Origin of the sequence: Micromonospora sp. NBC_00860 (genome assembly GCF_045207375.1) — a bacterium.
GTDB lineage: Bacteria > Actinomycetota > Actinomycetes > Mycobacteriales > Micromonosporaceae > Micromonospora > Micromonospora vinacea.
The window spans coordinates 685,578-702,005 of the sequence record NZ_CP108825.1; the positions used below are offsets into that span (position 1 = coordinate 685,578).

Below are 16,428 nucleotides of genomic sequence, written 5' to 3' on the forward strand. Positions count from 1 at the left end.
CTCACGCCCGCAGATCACCGGCCGCGTCCAGTAGTTGGGCGACACCGGCGGCCCGGTCGGTCAGGTGCAACCGCAGCAGCGGCCGCTCCCGACCGGCGAGAGCCTGCCGGTCCCCGGCGGCCTGCGCCGCCTGGAGCTCACCGAAGGTGTACGGCTTGCCCGGCACGGCCAGATCCTCGGCGACCGCGCCGGTCACCTGGAGGTAGCTGCCCACCTGCGGGCCGCCCTTGTGGTACTGGCCCGTCGAGTGCAGGAACCGGGGACCCCAACCGAAGGTGACCGGCCGGCCACCCGCCTGGGCCAGCAGCGGCCGCAGCCGGGCCGCGTCGGCGTCGGCGAACCGGTCGAGGTACGCCATCACCGCGAGGTAACCGTCGTCGCCCAGCCCGTCGAGCAGCCAACGCAGCACACCGGCCAGGTCCTCGGGAGCGCCCTGCGGGGCGTACACCTCGATCGCGCCCTCGGTGAACGACGGCGTCTCCGCCGGCAGGCCCGAGGCCAGGATCTTGTTGGTGTTCTCCTTGGACTCGGTGACGTTCGGCTGGTTGAACGGGTCGATGCCGAGCACCACCCCGGCCACCGCGGTGGCGTACTCCCAGGCCAGGAACTGTGCCCCCAGCGGGCCGTTGACGGCCACGTCCGGGGCGGCGCCGCCGCCCGGCACGTCACCGGGAGCCAGCGCGCCGCCGTAGCTGACGGTCAGCACGTCCGCGCCGGTGGCGCCGGGGCTCTGCGGGGACTCCACGACCACCGGCAGGATGCCCACCCCGGCCTTGCCTGTCGACTCGGCGATCAGCTGCTCGGCCCAGTCGCCGAGCCCGTCGATGCCGGTGCCGTCGGAGACCAGGGCGACCTTGTCCCGGGCCAGCGTGGCTGCGGCGCCCAGGGCAGCGCCCAGCGCCAGCGCCGGGTTGTTCTGGTCCGCGCCGAGCGACGTGGCCAGCGCGTCCGCCTGGTCGAGCAGTTCCGCGACCTCGACCCCGGCCAGAGCCGAGGGCACCAGACCGAACGCCGTCAGCGCCGAGTACCGGCCGCCCACGTTCGGGTCGGCGAGCACTGTGAACGCGCCCATCTCGGCCGCAGTGGTCTCCAGCGGCGAACCCGGGTCGGTGACGATGACGAAGTGCCGTCCGGCCTCCGCCTCGGTCATCCCGGCGTCCAGGAACGCCTGCCAGTAGGCGCGCCGGTGGCTGTCGGTCTCCACCGTCGACCCGGACTTGCTCGCCACCACCACGACGGTGCGCTCCAGTCGGTCACCGAGCGCCGCCCGGACCTGGCCCGGGTCGGTGGTGTCCAGCACTGTCAGCGGGCGACCCAGCGTCCGGGTGATCACCTCGGGCGCGAGCGAGGAGCCGCCCATGCCGGCGAGCACCACGTGATCCAGGTCGGCCAGCTCGGCGGTCAGCTCGGCCAACTGCACGAGCAGCTCACGGCTGCGCCGGTGGGTGTCCACCCAGCCCAGCCGGACCTTCGCCTCGGCCTCGGCGTCCGGGCCCCACAGGCTCGCGTCCTTGCCCGCCAGCTTGCCCGGAACGCCGGCCTTGACCAGCGCGTCCCGGGTCGAGGCGGGCGCGGCCTTGTCGACCGCGTCCGCGCCGTACACGGCGAGCCCGGCGGCTGCCTCCACCGGCCCAGCGAGCAGGTCGCTCATGCGTTACCCCCAGCCTTCTCGGCGGCCTTGGCGTTGCCCTTGGCGGCCTTGTTCGGGGCACCCTTGCCCTTGGCCGCCGCCTCCAGGGACTTGCGGACGCCGTCGAGAAGCTCCTGCCAGCTGGCCTCGAACTTCTCCACGCCCTCGCGCTCAAGGGTGACGATCACGTCGTCCATGTCGACCCCGACCGACTCCAGGTCGGCGAAGACCTTCCGGGCCGCGTCGTAGGAGCCGGTGATGGTGTCGCCGCGGGTCTCGCCGTGATCGGCGTACGCGTGGATGACCGACTCCGGCATGGTGTTGACAGTGCCGGGGGCGATCAGTTCCTCGACGTAGATGACGTCCCGGTAGTCCGGGTTCTTCGTCGAGGTGGACGCCCACAGCGGCCGCTGCGGGTGCGCGCCTGCGGCGGCGAGCGCCTTCCAACGGTCGGAGGAGAACACCTCGGTGTAGCGCTCGTACGCCAGCTGCGCGTTGGCGATGGCGGCCTTGCCCTTGAGGGCCTTCGCCTGGTCGGAGCCGACCTTCTCCAGCCGCTTGTCGACCTCGGAGTCGACCCGGGAGACGAAGAACGACGCCACCGAACCGATCTTGGACAGGTCGTGGCCGTTCGCCTTGGCCTGCTCCAGACCGGCCAGGAACGCCTCCATGACCGCCGAGTAGCGGTCCAGGCCGAAGATCAGCGTGACGTTGACGCTGATCCCCTCGGCCAGGGTGGCGGTGATCGCCGGGAGGCCGGCCTCGGTGGCCGGGATCTTGATGTAGAGGTTGGGGCGGTCCACGAGCCACCACAGGGCCTTGGCCTCGGCCACCGTCCGGTCGCTCTCGTGGGCCAGCCGGGGGTCCACCTCGATGGAGACCCGGCCGTCGACACCGTCGCTGCCGTCGTACGACGGGCGCATCACGTCGCAGGCCCACCGCACGTCGTACGTGGTGAGCATGCGCACCGACTCCTCGACCTCGACGCCACGGACGGCGAGGTCGTGCAGTTGCCAGTTGTACTCGTCGGCGTCGCTCAGCGCCTTCGCGAAGATCGTCGGGTTGGTGGTGACGCCGGCCACGTGCTTCTCGCGGCGGAGCTTGTCCAGCCCGCCAGAGCTCAAACGCACCCGGGAAAGATCGTCGAGCCAGACCGCCACACCCGCGGCGGTGAGCTCATTCAGCTTGTCCGTCATGCCATCCACGCTCCCTCAGTTGCCGGTCGTGAAACCGGTGATGTCGCCCACCCGGGCCAGCGAGGCGTGTGCTGCCGCCACGATCCGGTCGGGGGTGAACCCGAACTGCTCGAAGAGCACGGTGTGCGGGGCGCTCGCTCCGTAGTGCTCCAGGCTCACGCTCTCGCCCAGGTCACCGACGATGCCGCGCCAGGACATCGCGATGCCCGCCTCCACGCTCACCCGTGCCTTTACCCCGCGCGGGAGCACCGACTCCCGGTACGCCTCGTCCTGCTCGTAGAACCACTCCTGGCAGGGCATCGAGACGACCCGGGTCGGGGTGCCGTCGGCCTCCAGCCGCTCCCGGGCGGTCAGGCAGAGCTGCACCTCGGACCCGGTGCCGACGATGATCACCTGAGGCTTGCCGTTGGACGCCTCGGCCAGCACGTACCCACCCTTGGCCACGCCCTCGGCGCTGCCCAGGACGTCGCGGTCCATGGTCGGCAGCGGCTGACGGCTCAGCGCCAGCGCGGTGGGCCGGTCGGTGTGCTCCAGCGCCTGGCGCCAGGCCCAGGCGGTCTCGTTGGCGTCCGCCGGACGGACCACGTCCAGGCCCGGGATGGCGCGCAGCGCGGTGAGGTGCTCCACCGGCTGGTGGGTCGGGCCGTCCTCGCCGAGGCCGATCGAGTCGTGCGTCCAGACGTAGGTCACCGGCAGCTTCATCAGCGCGGCCAGCCGCACCGACGGACGCATGTAGTCGCTGAAGACCAGGAACGTGCCGCCGTACGGGCGGGTGCCGCCGTGCAGGGCGATGCCGTTGAGGATCGCGCCCATGGCGTGCTCACGGATGCCGAAGTGCAGCGTGCGGCCGTACTCGTGGCCGGGGAAGTCCTTGGTGGCGTGCGCGGCCGGGATGAACGACGGCTCGCCCTTCATTGTGGTGTTGTTGCTCTCGGCCAGGTCGGCCGAGCCGCCCCACAGCTCCGGGAGCACCGGCGCCAGCGCCTCCAGCACCTTGCCGGAGGCGGCCCGGGTGGCGACACCCTTGGCGTCCGCGGGGAAGACCGGCAATGCGTCGGTCCAGCCGTCGGGGAGTACGCGACCAGCCAGCCGCTCGTAGAGCGCGGTGCGCTCCGGGTTGGCCTTCTTCCAGGCGTCGAACGCGGTGGTCCACTCCTGCTGGGCGTCGGAGCCGCGGCCCATCACCATGCGGGCGTGGCTGAGCACCTCCTCGTCGACCTGGAAGGTCTGCTCCGGGTCGAAGTCGAGGATCCGCTTGGTGGCCTTCACCTCGTCGGCGCCGAGCGCCGAACCGTGGATCTTGCCGGTGTTCTGCTTGTTGGGCGCGGGCCAGCCGATGATGGTGCGCAGCGCGATGAAGGAGGGGCGGGCGGTCTCTGCCCGGGCGGCCACCAGCGCCGCGTACAGCGCCTCGGCGTCCTCGTGGTAGTCGCCCTGGTCGGCGTCACCGCTGCGCCAGTCGACGGTCTGCACGTGCCAGCCGTACGCCTCGTAGCGGGCGGCCACGTCCTCGCTCTTGGCGATCCGGGTGTCGTCCTCGATGGAGATCTCGTTGTCGTCGTAGATCACCGTGAGGTTGCCCAGCTGCTGGTGCCCGGCGAGGGCGCTGGCCTCGTGGCTGATGCCCTCCTCGATGTCACCGTCGGAGACGATGCACCAGATGTCGTGGTCGAAGACCGACGCGCCGAGCTCGGCCTCCGGGTCGAACAGGCCGCGCTCGCGGCGGGCCGCCATGGCCATGCCGACCGCGTTGCCCAGACCCTGCCCGAGCGGGCCGGTGGTGGTCTCCACGCCCGGCGTGTGCCCGTGCTCGGGGTGCCCCGGCGTCTGCGAGCCCCACTGCCGCAGCGACTTCAGGTCGTCCAGGCTCAGCGGGTAACCGGAGAGGAACAGCTGGATGTAGAGCGTCAGGCTGGAGTGCCCGGCGGAGAGCACGAACCGGTCACGGCCGGGCCAGTTCGGGTCGGCCGGGTTGTGCCGCATCACGCGGTTGAAGAGGAGGTACGCCGCGGGCGCGAGGCTCATCGCGGTGCCCGGGTGACCGTTGCCGGATTTCTCTACGGCGTCCATGGCCAGCACGCGGACGGTGTCTACGGCCCGGCGATCGAGGTCGGACCAGTTCAGTGCGGAGTGCTCGGGTCGTTTAACAGCCACGATGGTTGTGCTCCTCGGCAGATGGGCGGAACCCTCACCGATGACCTTATCGAGCGTCCGTAAACGTGCGCCCGGGGATCTGTGCATGGTGTGCGCTACGTGACCATCCGGATGCTCGGTTCAACCCGGTGGTGTGACGGCCCGCACCGTTGTCGGGTCGGCCGGGCAGCCAAAACGACGACGCGTAGTGTGTGGGGCGGTATGCGGACCCGAGCGGTCCCGGCCAATCCGATCTCCCCGTGCCCGATGCCGGAAGGTGGCAATCCGTGAGCATGATCACCGAGCGCCCCGCGAGCAACCCGGCCGGGCAACACCCGGCGCGGGCGGCCGAGGGCCCGGTGGCCCGGCGGGACGTACGCGCTGTCCTCTCGGCGTACGTGGCGCTCACCAAGCCGCGGATCGTCGAGTTGCTGCTGGTCACCACCATCCCGGCGATGATGCTCGCCGAGGGCGGGCTGCCGTCGCTGTGGCTGATGGCCATCGTGCTGATCGGCGGTTCGCTCGCCGCCGGCGCGGCCAGCGTCCTCAACTGCTACATCGACCGGGACATCGACCAGCTGATGCGGCGTACCAAGCGTCGGCCGCTGCCGGCGCACACGGTGTCGCCGCGAAGCGCGTTGATCTTCGGTCTGGTGCTGGCGGCGGTGTCGGTCGCCCTGATGGCGGCGTTCACCAACCTGCTGGCCGCCGGGCTGACCCTCGCCGCGATCGCCTACTACGACCTCGTCTACACCCTGTGGCTCAAGCGCTCCACCCCGACGAACACCTTCTGGGGCGGCGCCTGCGGGGCGGCACCGGTGCTGATCGGGTGGGCGGCGGTGACCGGCTCGCTGGCGCCGGCCGCCTGGGGCCTCTTCGCCGTGGTCTTCTTCTGGCAGATGCCGCACTTCTACCCGCTCGCCATGAAGTACAAGGACGACTACGCCCGCGCCGGCATCCCGATGCTGCCGGTGGTGGCCTCGATCCGCCGGGTGAACGCCGAGATCCTGATCTTCGCGTGGCTCACCGTGCTCACCTCCCTGGCCGTCTGGCCGCTGGGGCTCAGCGCGATCTACGGGGTGCCGACCCTGGTGGTGGGTGCCATCTTCGTGGTCGAGGCACACCGGCTCTGCCGGCGTGCGACGCGCGGCGAGGCGGTCAAGCCGATGCGGCTGTTCCACTGGTCGACCACGTACCTGACGATCGTCTTCGTGGCCGTCGCGCTCGACGCGCTGATCTGACCCGCCCCGCTCTGGCGCCCCTGGTGCTTGGTGCGATGCGCCTCCGGTCCGCGGCTTCGCTGGCCGCCGGCTTCCGCGCCGCGGCTCCGCTTGTCGGCCCCCGCGCCGCCCGTCGGCTGATGCGCGGGGGACCGCGGTCGGGTGATGCGCGGAGCCATCGACGGCGAATCGCGCCGATGATCTCCCGACTAATCATGGACGTGGATGAGTTGTCCGGGTTTAACGTCACATCAGAGTAACTTTCGGCATGAGTCGGATCGGCTCAACCTGGGGTAGTTCGGGGGAGATTTGCCGACGTGCTTTGAGCGTAAAAGTCCGCATATAAGCGGACAGCAAACCTGTGGTCGTCCTTAAACCTGTAGGTAATTGGCATCACAAAACGTTCATGGTTCTCACCCGGCAGGGTGCAACTCTGCTTAGGCTTCGCGTTATGGCAGATGGTTCCGATACGACGCTGACGGCCGAGCAGACCGCCGGCGAGCAGGCGCCCCAAGGCCTGGTCGCGGGCCTCAAGGCGTTCGCGGCCGGACACGGCGGCGCGACGGCGGTCATCGAGTACGTCGGCAAGCGTGGCGCGCGGATCGTCCTGGTGGGCTCCGACGGCGAGTGGGGCGACCAGTTCGCCGACGACACCGTCACCGCCCGGGAGGCGTGCGCCAAGGCGGGAGTCACCGTCGAGAACGCCTGGGAGCGTGAACTGATGGACCAGATGCGTCCGAGCAACGACCTCTGGCGGTCGATGGCCCGGCGCACGATGGCCCGCTGAAACAGACACCTGAATTGACCACACATCACCAGTCGACCCGGGGGGAACCCCGGGTCGCTCTCGTCACCTGCGCCGACCTGGCCGACCTCGACCCGGACGACCGGCTGGTCCTCGCCCCGCTCGCCGCCCGTGGCGTCGCCGTCCACACCGTCGTCTGGGACGACCCCGACGTCGACTGGCCGTCCTACGACCTGGTCGTGCTCCGCTCACCCTGGGACTACGCGCTGCGCCGCGACGAGTTCGTGTCCTGGGCGGCCACCGTGCCCATGCTGGTCAACCCGGCCGACGTGGTCCGCTGGAACACCGACAAGCGCTACCTCGCCGAGCTGACCGCCGCCGGGGTGCCGACCGTGCCGACGTCGTGGATCGAGCCGGGGGAGAGCTGGCAACTGCCTGCCGAGACCGGCGAGTACGTGCTCAAGCCCGCCGTCAGCGCCGGCAGCCAGGACACCGGCCGGTACGACCTGGCCGACCCCGAACACCGGGACCTGGCCGCCGCGCACGTCCGCCGGCTCTCCGAGGCCGGCCGGGTGACCATGGTCCAGCCGTACCTGCGCGCCGTCGACACCGAGGGCGAGACGGCACTGCTCTTCCTGGCCGGCCCGGACGGGCTCGCGTTCAGCCACGCGATCCGCAAGGGCCCGATGCTGTCTGGGCCGGATCTCGGCCCGGACGGGCTCTACAAGGCCGAAGAGATCACCGCCCGCACCGCCCGCCCCGAACAGCTGGCGGTGGCCGAGCAGACCCTCGCGACGGTGCCCGGCGGCACCCGACAGCTGCTCTACGCCCGGGTCGACCTGATCCCCGGCCCGGACGGCGAGCCGGTCCTGGTCGAGCTGGAGCTGACCGAGCCGTCCCTCTTCATCGGGTACGCGGACGGAGCCCCGGACCGCCTCGCCACCGCGATCACCACCCACCTGGCCCGCGCCGCCTGACCTCCCACAACGAACCTCACCCCAGAACGGCCTCGGGGGGTGACGCGCGACCGCGCCACCGCGAAGATCGCGCAACATCCTGGTTCTAGTGGTGTCGGCGCTGCGCCGAGGCCACTAGAACCTGGTCCGAGCACGATCTTGGCGGCCGTGGGCGCCCCGAACTCCGTCCCCGGTCTCTCGGGCGCGCTGTGCGTCGTCAAGATCCGCGCAACATCGGGGATGGTGCTGTCTCCCGCGCCTCGGAGGCAGCAACATCGGGGAAGTTGCGGAGATCTTGGCGCGGAGCGCGCTGGGCGGGCCGACGCGCGTCGGGCGGGCCGGGCGCGGCAGGCGGGCTGGGCGGTCAGGCGGTGGCTGGGACCGGGGTGGCGGCGGCGGTCGGGGCGGCCTGGGGGGCCGGCGCGACCGGGCGGCGTTCCCGGGTGGACCACTGCACCGCCAGGGCGGCCAGCAGCACCAGGCAGGAACCGAGCATGTGCGCGCCGACCAGGATCGCCGGCAGGTGGGTGAAGTACTGCACGAACCCGATCAGGCCCTGACTCAGCTCCACGGCGACCAGGACGATCGCGGCGCGGGTGGCTCGCTGCGCACCGACGGCGCGGAACGCGAAGATCAGCGCCACCGACAGCCCGATCAGCAGGAAGACGCCGTCCGCGTGCACCTGCGCGATCGTCTCCGGGTCGAGCCCGTTGCGAGCGGCGCCGTGGTCGCCGGCGTGCGGGCCGCTGCCGGTGACCCAGGTGCCGACGACCAGCACGGCCACTGTGACGCCGGTGGTGACCCGGGCCAGCGCACGCAGGGGTGTGGGCACCACGGCCACGGTCGGGCCGTCGGGGTCGCCGATGCGTCGCCAGAGGGCGTACGCGGCGGCGATCACCGCCATCGAGGCGAGGAAGTGCAGCCCGACCACCCACGGGTTGAGGTTGGTCAGCACTGTGATGCCACCGACCACCGCCTGGGCGGGGATGCCCAGGAAAACCGCGACGGCAAGCGCGAGGAGCCCGGGTCGGCGAGGCCGGTGCAGCAGTACGGCCAGCACGGTGGCCAGCGCGATGAGACCCACCGCGAAGGTCAGCATCCGGTTGCCGAACTCGATCACCCCGTACACGCCCATCTCGGGGGTGGTGACGTAGGAATCGTCGGTGCATCGGGGCCAGGTGGGACAGCCGAGGCCCGAGGCGGTCAACCGGACGGCCCCGCCGGTGACGACGATGCCCACGTTCGCGATGATCGAGGCGAGCGCGAGGCGGCGCAGCAGGTTGCCGGAGACCGGACGGACGATTCGGTTCACGGCGCAAATCCTACGCACCGTAGTGATCGAGGTTCGTCCGACTCCGTTGAGTCGGTGGTTGGGATCACCGGGGCCCGGGTTTGCGACCCTCCGGGTAATTACGTAACGTTGGCGTTGTGAAAAACGCGGCGGCGCTCTCCGGGCACCAACCGACGGCCGTACCGGCCCTCGGTGCGCCCGCCTCCGCGCCCGTCGTGACCACGTCGGCCGGCCTGGCCGGGTCGGCGGCGGCCGAGATCTCCACCCGGGATCGGGTCACCCAGTTGCTGCTGGAGCAGGGTGCCACCACCGCCGCACAGCTTGGCGCGGCCCTCGGGCTCAGCCCGGCGGCGATCCGCCGGCACCTGGACGCGATGCTCGCCGACGGTGACGTGTACGCCCGAGAGCAGACCGTGCAGGGCAGTCGGGGGCGGGGGCGCCCGGCCAAGGTGTTCCTCCTGACCGAGGCTGCCCGGGTCCGCTGTGGCACACACCACTACGACAACATGGCCACCGCCGCGCTGCGTTGGATCGCCCGCAGTGGCGGCTCGGACGCGGTCGAGGCGTTCGCCACCGAGCAGGTGTCCGCTCTCGAGTCCCGTTGTCGGACGGCCATGGAGGACGCCGGCGACGACCCTCTCGCCCGAGCCGAGGCACTCGCCGCAGCGCTCACCGCCGAGGGTTACGCTGCCAATGCGACCACGATCGCCTCTGGCGGCCAGCTCTGTCAGCACCACTGCCCGGTGGCGCACGTGGCCGCCGAGTTTCCCCAGCTGTGCGAGGCCGAGACCGCGGTTATCTCCCGTCTGGTCGGCACCCACGTGCAGCGTCTGGCCACCATCGCGCACGGCGACGGGGTGTGCACCACGCACATCCCGACCCAGCCGGGCCGCGCTCAATCCGGTAATCCCGTAACCACTGTGAGGACAGATAGATGACCGAGCAGATCGTCCAGCCCCTGACCCAGGAAGAGCAGCTCGCCGCCCTGGGCCGGTACGAGTACGGCTGGTCCGACCCGGACGCCGCCGGGGCGGTCGCCCAGCGCGGCATCAACGAGGCGGTGGTGCGGGACATCTCGGCCAAGAAGAACGAACCGGCGTGGATGCTCGACCTGCGGCTGAAGGGCCTGCGGCTGTTCGGCCGTAAGCCGATGCCGGCCTGGGGCGCGGACCTCACCGGGATCGACTTCGACAACATCAAGTACTTCGTGCGGTCCACCGAGAAGCAGGCCACCAGCTGGGAGGACCTGCCCGAGGACATCAAGAACACCTACGACCGGCTGGGCATCCCGGAGGCGGAGAAGCAGCGGCTGGTCGCCGGTGTCGCGGCGCAGTACGAGTCGGAGGTCGTCTACCACAAGATCCGCGAGGACCTTGAGGAGCAGGGCGTCCTCTTCCTGGACACCGACACCGCGCTGCGCGAGCACGAGGACGTCTTCAAGGAGTACTTCGGCACGGTGATCCCGGTCGGCGACAACAAGTTCGCCGCCCTGAACACCTCGGTGTGGTCCGGTGGCTCGTTCATCTACGTGCCGAAGGGTGTGCACGTCGAGATCCCGCTGCAGGCCTACTTCCGGATCAACACGGAGAACATGGGCCAGTTCGAGCGGACGCTGATCATCGTCGACGAGGGTGCGTACGTGCACTACGTCGAGGGCTGCACCGCGCCGCTCTACTCCTCCGACTCGCTGCACAGCGCGGTCGTGGAGATCATCGTCAAGAAGAACGCGCGTTGCCGCTACACGACCATCCAGAACTGGTCGAACAACGTCTACAACCTGGTCACCAAGCGCGCCGTCTGCCACGAGGGCGCGACCATGGAGTGGGTCGACGGCAACATCGGCTCCAAGGTGACCATGAAGTACCCGGCGGTCTACATGACCGGCGAGCACGCCAAGGGCGAGGTGCTCTCGGTGGCGATGGCCGGCGAGGGTCAGCACCAGGACGCCGGCGCCAAGATGGTGCACGCCGCGCCGCACACCTCCTCGACCATCGTGTCGAAGTCGATCGCCCGTGGCGGCGGCCGCACCTCGTACCGGGGTCTGGTGCAGGTGCTGGAGGGTTCGCACCACAGCCGGAGCACTGTCAAGTGCGACGCGCTGCTGGTCGACACCATCTCCCGCTCGGACACCTACCCGTACGTCGACATCCGTGAGGACGACGTGTCGATGGGGCACGAGGCGACCGTCTCCAAGATCAGCGACGACCAGCTCTTCTACCTGATGAGCCGGGGCCTGAGCGAGGACGAGGCGATGGCCATGATCGTGCGTGGCTTCATCGAGCCGATCGCCAAGGAACTCCCGATGGAGTACGCCCTGGAGCTCAACCGCCTGATCGAGCTTCAGATGGAGGGCGCGGTCGGCTGACGCCGCCGCTCCCCGTGGCGGGCCGAAACCTCGGCCCGCCACACCCGGCCCCAACTCGTCGTCACGGAACAGACAGACCAAGGAAGAAATGACTACCCAGGCTTCCGCGCCGCCGCCCAGCACCAAGTCGCAGGCGCTGCGCTCGTACGACGTCGCCGACTTCCCGGCCCTCACCGGCCTGGAGGAGGAGTGGCGTTTCACCCCGCTCAAGCGCCTCCGCGGCCTGATAGGTGAGGCGCCGGCCGCTACCGGCGCGGTCCGACACGAGTACGGCGACCTGCCCGAGGGCGTCGCCATCACCCGCGTCGGCCGTGACGACGATCGGGTCGGCAGCGTGCTGACCCCGGTCGACCGGGTCAGCGCGTTGGCGTACGGTGCCGCCGCGGACGCCCTGCTGCTGCGGGTGGCGCCCGACGTGGTGCTCGGTGAGGCGGTGCGGCTGCGGGTGGTCGGCGAGGGCGTCGAGCAGCCGTCGTTCGGGCACACCTTCGTCGAGGTGGGCCGGTTCGCCGAGGCGACAGTGGTGCTGGAGCACGTCGGATCGGCCACGCTGGCCGACAACGTCGAGGTCGCGGTGGCCGACGGCGCCAAGCTGACGCTGGTCACTGTCGCCGACTGGGCCGACGACGCGGTCCAGGCCCAGCACCTGAAGATCAAGCTGGGCCGGGACGCCAAGGCCATCCACATCCAGGTGTCCCTGGGTGGCGACCTGGTCCGGCAGTTCACCAGCGTGGAATACGCCGGGCGGGGTGGCGAGGCCGAGCTGTACGGCGTCTACTTCGCCGACTCCGGCCAGCACCTGGAGCACCGGCAGCTGGTCGACCACACCGTCCCGGACTGCCGCAGCTACGTCGGCTACCGGGGCGCTCTGCAGGGCGAGAGCGCGCACACCGTCTGGGTGGGTGACGTGCTCATCCGGGCCGAGGCGACGGGCACTGACACGTACGAGATCAACCGGAACCTGCTGCTCACCGACGGCGCGCGGGCGGACTCCGTACCCAATCTGGAGATCGAGACCGGCGAGATCGCCGGCGCCGGCCACGCCAGCGCGACCGGCCGCTTCGATGACGAGCAGCTGTTCTACCTGATGGCCCGGGGCATTCCGGAGAGCGAGGCCCGCCGGCTGGTGGTCCGTGGCTTCTTCGCCGAGCTGATCAACAAGATCCCGGTGGAGTCGCTGCGCGAGAGCCTCGGCGACGCGATCGAGGCCCGGCTGACCAAGGCGGGCGCTTGATGATCCGCATCTGCTCCACCGAGGACGTGCCGAAGGGCACCGCGATCAGCGCGGACGTCGACGGCACGCCGATCGCCCTGGTGCACGGCGAGGACGGCGGCTTCTACGCCGCGTACGACGAGTGCTCGCACGCCTCGGTCGCCCTCTCCGAGGGTGAGGTCGACGGCTGCACGCTCGAGTGTTGGCTGCACGGCTCGCGCTTCGACCTGCGCACCGGCGAGCCGACCGGCCTGCCCGCCACCGAACCCGTCCCCGTCTACCCCGTCGAAGTCCGCGACGGCGACATCTACCTCAGCCTGACGCCGAGTAATGGAGTGACCCGATAATGAGCACCCTGGAGATCCGCGACCTGAAGGTGTCGGTCAAGCTGCCCGAGGGTGAGCTCAAGCCGATCCTGGCCGGCGTCGACCTGACCGTGAAGTCGGGTGAGACCCACGCGATCATGGGCCCGAACGGTTCCGGCAAGTCCACCCTGGCGTACTCGATCGCCGGTCACCCCAAGTACGAGATCACCGGCGGCACGGTGACCCTCGACGGTGAGGACGTGCTGGCTATGACTGTCGACGAGCGCGCCCGCGCCGGCCTCTTCCTGGCCATGCAGTACCCGGTCGAGGTGCCCGGCGTCTCGGTGGCGAACTTCCTGCGGACCGCGAAGACCGCCATCGACGGCGAGGCGCCGAAGCTCCGTACCTGGGGTGGCGAGCTGCGCGGCGCGATGGAGCGTCTCCAGATGGACCCGGCGTTCGCCCAGCGCAACGTCAACGAGGGCTTCTCCGGTGGTGAGAAGAAGCGGCACGAGATCGTCCAGCTGGAGCTGCTCAAGCCGAAGATCGCGATCCTCGACGAGACCGACTCCGGTCTCGACGTGGACGCGCTGCGCGTGGTCAGCGAGGGCGTCAACCGGGTCCGCGACAACGGCGACACCGGCGTGCTGCTGATCACCCACTACACCCGGATCCTGCGCTACATCAAGCCGGACTTCGTGCACGTCTTCGTGGCCGGCCGGATCGTCGAGCAGGGCGGCCCGGAGCTGGCCGACAAGCTTGAGGCCGAGGGCTACGAGCGGTACGCCGCCGGGGCCGGCACGGCCAAGGCCTGAGCGGGAGAGGCGCTGCCGAGATGACCAGCATCGCGATCCCTTCGGGGATGCCGCAGTACGACGAAGTGCCGCGTTTCGACGTGGCCCGGGTGCGCGCCGACTTCCCGATCCTCGGTCGGGAAGTCAACGGACACCCGCTGGTCTACCTCGACAGCGCCAACACCTCGCACAAACCCCGCCAGGTGCTCGACGTGCTCGACGAGCACTACGCGCGGCACAACGCCAACGTGTCGCGCTCGGTGCACACCCTGGGCACCGAGGCCACCGAGGCGTACGAGGGGGCGCGGGCGAAGGTCGCCGCGTTCATCAACGCGCCGAGCACCGACGAGGTGGTGTTCACGAAGAACTCCACCGAGGCGATCAACATCGTGGCGTACGCCTTCTCGAACGCCTCGCTGCGCCCGGACGCCGACCCCCGGTTCCGGCTGGGGCCCGGTGACGAGGTGGTGATCTCCGAAATGGAGCACCACTCGAACATCGTCCCGTGGCAGCTGCTCTGCGAGCGGACCGGCGCGACCCTGCGCTGGTTCCCGGTCACCGACCAGGGGCGGCTGGACGAGTCGGGCCTGGAGGATCTGGTCACCGAACGGACGAAGATCGTCTCGCTGGTGCACATGTCCAACATCCTCGGCACTGTCAACGCGACCTCCCGGATCACCGCGCGGGTCCGCGAGGTGGGCGCGCTGCTGCTGCTGGACTGCTCGCAGTCGGTGCCGCACCTGCCCATCGACGTGGTCGACCTGGACGCCGACTACATCGTCTTCACCGGGCACAAGATGTGCGGTCCGACCGGCATCGGTGTGCTCTGGGGTCGGGGTGAGCTGCTGGCGGCCATGCCGCCGGTCTTCGGCGGCGGCTCGATGATCGAGACGGTCACCATGGCCCGTTCGACGTTCGCGGCGCCACCGGCCCGCTTCGAGGCGGGCACCCCGCCGATCGCCGAGGCGGTCGCGCTCGGCGCGGCGGTCGACTACCTGACCGGCATCGGGATGCAGGCCATCCAGTGGCACGAGAAGGAGCTGACGGCGTACGCGCTGGACGCTCTCGGCTCGGTGCCGGACCTGCGGATCTTCGGCCCGACCGTGCCGGTGGGCCGGGGCGGCACCATCTCGTTCGCGCTGGGTGACGTGCACCCGCACGACGTGGGTCAGGTGCTCGACTCGCTCGGCGTGCAGGTGCGGGTGGGTCACCACTGTGCCAAGCCGGTGTGCAGCCGGTTCGGCGTCCCGGCCATGACCCGGGCCTCGTTCTACCTCTACACCACCACCGAGGAGATCGACGCTCTGGTGGCCGGTCTGGAGCAGGTGCGGAAGGTGTTCGACTGATGCAGCTCGACCAGCTCTACCAGGAGATCATCCTGGACCACTACAAGCGCCCGCACGGGCGTGGTCTGCGCGACGCCGACGACCCGGGCGACCAGGTCGCGGAAGCGCATCACGTCAACCCCACCTGCGGTGACGAGGTCACCGTGCGGGTGGCGACCGACGGCACGGTGCTGCACGACATCTCGTACGACGGGATGGGCTGCTCGATCAGCCAGGCGTCGGCGAGCGTGTTGCACGAATTGCTGCGGGGTCGGGGTGCTGGGGAAGCATTCGAGGTGCACGAGGCGTTCGTGGAGTTGATGTCCGGACGTGGCCAGGTCACGCCGGACGAGGACGTGCTCGGCGACGGGGTTGCTTTCGCGGGTGTGGCCCGTTACCCCGCCCGGGTCAAGTGCGCGCTGCTGCCGTGGATGGCGTTCAAGGACGCCGCGGCACGCGCCGGTGTGGGCGTGAGCCCGGAGGTGAAGGCGTGACGGTGCGTCAGCGAGCGAATGACACCGTGGTGCCCTGTGGCATCACACAGCGATGCGGAGGGACGGCATGAGCGAGCGTCAGCGAGCGAATCAGCGGTTCAGCGCGTTGGTGCCTCATGGCGTCACGGAGCGAAGCGGAGGGACGGCATGAGCGAGAACACCGCCACTGAGGCGACGCCGGAGGCCGGTGACACCACGGTGGTGCCGCAGACCGACGCCGCGACGACCGATGGCACCGGTGACGCCGCCGCTCCTGCGGGCGGCGTCAGCAAGGCCATGATCGCCGACATCGAGGAGGCGATGAAGGACGTCGTCGACCCGGAGCTCGGCATCAACGTGGTCGACCTGGGCCTCGTGTACGGCGTCCACGTCGACGACGAGAACGTCGCGACCCTGGACATGACGCTCACCTCGGCGGCCTGCCCGCTGACCGACGTCATCGAGGACCAGACCCGGCAGGCGCTGACCACCGGCCCCGGCGGCGGCCTGGTCAGCGACATCCGGATCAACTGGGTGTGGCTCCCGCCGTGGGGCCCGGACAAGATCACTGACGAGGGTCGGGACCAGCTCCGCTCCCTCGGCTTCAACGTCTGACCCGATCCACTTCGTCGAGCGCGGTACCCGGACGGGTACCGCGCTCGATGCGTTTCCAGGCCCGAAAGTAGTGGAACGGATCGTTCCGGTCTGCTAAGCTGAACTCATCGAACGGAGCGGAACATTCCGCTCCGCATGTGGGCGAGGTAGCTCGCAGGAGACCGGCG

General features: G+C 70.2%; 15 protein-coding genes. 11 read left to right on the plus strand and 4 right to left on the minus strand.

What is annotated here, in order from left to right:
- Position 1 precedes the first annotated feature (1 nt).
- From OH804_RS03260 to tkt, 3 genes are read right to left on the minus strand one after another with little or no spacing between them, the layout of a single operon-like run.
- Positions 2–1,651 carry a glucose-6-phosphate isomerase gene (locus OH804_RS03260; RefSeq protein ID WP_196924419.1) on the minus strand — a complete coding sequence of 550 codons (1,650 nt, stop codon included), beginning with the start codon at positions 1,649–1,651 and terminating at the stop codon, positions 2–4.
- Positions 1,648–2,826, minus strand: coding sequence for a transaldolase (gene tal / locus OH804_RS03265; protein ID WP_406062636.1), 1,179 nt, complete (start codon positions 2,824–2,826; stop codon positions 1,648–1,650). Before tal ends, OH804_RS03260 begins: the two co-directional genes overlap by 4 nt.
- A 15-nt stretch (positions 2,827–2,841) precedes the next feature.
- A complete protein-coding gene (gene tkt, locus OH804_RS03270) occupies positions 2,842–4,980 on the minus strand; it encodes a transketolase (RefSeq protein ID WP_406062638.1) in 2,139 nt (712 codons plus the stop codon).
- Positions 4,981–5,246: 266 nt separating this feature from the next.
- On the opposite strand from tkt, the gene OH804_RS03275 reads away from it, so the two are divergent.
- The 3 genes from OH804_RS03275 (at position 5,247) to OH804_RS03285 (ending at position 7,901) form a co-directional block, all read left to right on the plus strand.
- Positions 5,247–6,200: a heme o synthase gene (locus OH804_RS03275; RefSeq protein WP_196924416.1), complete on the plus strand. Its 954-nt coding sequence runs from the start codon at positions 5,247–5,249 to the stop codon at positions 6,198–6,200.
- A 430-nt stretch (positions 6,201–6,630) separates the two neighbouring features.
- Positions 6,631–6,966 (plus strand): hypothetical protein, encoded by a 336-nt coding sequence (locus OH804_RS03280; protein ID WP_406062640.1) that lies wholly within the window; start codon positions 6,631–6,633, stop codon positions 6,964–6,966.
- 14 nt (positions 6,967–6,980) lie between these two features.
- On the plus strand, positions 6,981–7,901 hold the full coding sequence (locus OH804_RS03285) for a RimK family alpha-L-glutamate ligase (RefSeq protein ID WP_406062642.1): 921 nt from the start codon (positions 6,981–6,983) through the stop codon (positions 7,899–7,901).
- Positions 7,902–8,244: 343 nt separating this feature from the next.
- Here OH804_RS03285 and OH804_RS03290 read toward each other — a convergent pair whose 3' ends face one another.
- Entirely contained in the window at positions 8,245–9,210 is a 966-nt protein-coding gene (locus OH804_RS03290; protein WP_196924414.1) for a heme A synthase, read from the minus strand.
- Positions 9,211–9,308: 98 nt separating this feature from the next.
- Here OH804_RS03290 and OH804_RS03295 point away from each other — a divergent pair, with 98 nt between their 5' ends.
- From OH804_RS03295 to OH804_RS03330, 8 genes are all read left to right on the plus strand, one after another.
- Positions 9,309–10,109: a helix-turn-helix transcriptional regulator gene (locus OH804_RS03295; protein ID WP_406062644.1), complete on the plus strand. Its 801-nt coding sequence runs from the start codon at positions 9,309–9,311 to the stop codon at positions 10,107–10,109.
- Positions 10,106–11,536: a Fe-S cluster assembly protein SufB gene (sufB, locus tag OH804_RS03300; protein WP_074312771.1), complete on the plus strand. Its 1,431-nt coding sequence runs from the start codon at positions 10,106–10,108 to the stop codon at positions 11,534–11,536. Before OH804_RS03295 ends, sufB begins: the two co-directional genes overlap by 4 nt.
- An 88-nt stretch (positions 11,537–11,624) precedes the next feature.
- Positions 11,625–12,770, plus strand: coding sequence for a Fe-S cluster assembly protein SufD (gene sufD, locus OH804_RS03305; protein WP_406062647.1), 1,146 nt, complete (start codon positions 11,625–11,627; stop codon positions 12,768–12,770).
- Positions 12,770–13,096, plus strand: coding sequence for a non-heme iron oxygenase ferredoxin subunit (locus tag OH804_RS03310; RefSeq protein WP_091403693.1), 327 nt, complete (start codon positions 12,770–12,772; stop codon positions 13,094–13,096). The genes sufD and OH804_RS03310 overlap by 1 nt, the downstream gene beginning before the upstream one ends.
- A complete protein-coding gene (gene sufC, locus OH804_RS03315; protein WP_112677399.1) occupies positions 13,096–13,869 on the plus strand; it encodes a Fe-S cluster assembly ATPase SufC in 774 nt (257 codons plus the stop codon). Before OH804_RS03310 ends, sufC begins: the two co-directional genes overlap by 1 nt.
- A 20-nt stretch (positions 13,870–13,889) precedes the next feature.
- Positions 13,890–15,194, plus strand: a complete 1,305-nt coding sequence (locus OH804_RS03320; RefSeq protein WP_406062650.1) for a cysteine desulfurase — start codon at positions 13,890–13,892, stop codon at positions 15,192–15,194.
- Positions 15,194–15,667 (plus strand): Fe-S cluster assembly sulfur transfer protein SufU, encoded by a 474-nt coding sequence (gene sufU, locus OH804_RS03325; RefSeq protein ID WP_091403700.1) that lies wholly within the window; start codon positions 15,194–15,196, stop codon positions 15,665–15,667. The genes OH804_RS03320 and sufU overlap by 1 nt, the downstream gene beginning before the upstream one ends.
- Before the next feature lie 147 nt (positions 15,668–15,814).
- Positions 15,815–16,261, plus strand: a complete 447-nt coding sequence (locus OH804_RS03330) for a metal-sulfur cluster assembly factor (protein WP_196924411.1) — start codon at positions 15,815–15,817, stop codon at positions 16,259–16,261.
- The last annotated feature ends 167 nt before the right edge of the window (positions 16,262–16,428 follow it).